The following is a 792-nucleotide window of genomic DNA, read 5'->3' as shown; positions in this document are numbered from 1 at the left end:
GCGACAAAGTCGTGGCCATCATCCGTACTGAAAATGAACGTGAAGTCGCAGAACCACAAGAGCTGATCGAACAATCTCTTACTCGCTTTATCGGTCGAGTAAAGATGTTCAAAGGCAAGCTAAATGTCGTGCCTGACCATCCTCAACTAAAGAAATTGTCTCTAAAAGCGAAACTGAAGAAAGGTTTAAAGCCTGACAACTTCGCAGAAGGTGATTGGGTTGTAGCACATCTTGTTCGTCACCCGCTAAAAGGCGACAACACGTTCTTCGTTGAAATTTCAGAGAAAATCACTGACGCTGACGACAAAATCGCACCGTGGTGGGTAACGCTAGCGCAAAACGATCTACCAAACTCAGAACCTGCTGGCATTGAGAACTGGGAATTAAAAGATGACGCCGATCTAGAGCGCATCGACATGACTCATGTTCCTTTCGTGACAATCGATGGTGAATGAACCAAAGATATTGAGGACGCGTTGTACGCGAAGAAAACTGAATCTGGTGATTTTGAGTTAACTATCGCGATTGCTGACCCAACTGCTTACATCACACCTGAAGACGAAATGGATAAAGTCGCGCGTGAGCGTGGTTACACCATTTATCTACCAGGCCGTAACATCCCGATGTTACCTCGCGACCTAGCGGACAACCTATGTTCTCTAATTGAAGGCGAAATCCGCCCAGCAATTTGCTGCACCGTAACAGTGAGCAAAGACGGTGTGATTGGTGACGATATCAAATTCTTCGCTGCAAACATCAAGTCACACGCGCGCCTAGCATACGATCACGTTT

At 46.3% G+C, this 792-nt stretch carries 1 pseudogene; it reads left to right on the top strand.

Going from position 1 to position 792, the window contains the following annotated elements:
- Window positions 1-792, top strand: a pseudogene (locus R7093_RS25005) (RNB domain-containing ribonuclease); the annotation flags it as partial.

This window comes from Vibrio sp. 1580, from assembly GCF_033340055.1.
The sequence above is the reverse complement of the archived record's forward strand: the minus strand, read 5'-3'. Positions and strand labels throughout refer to the sequence as shown.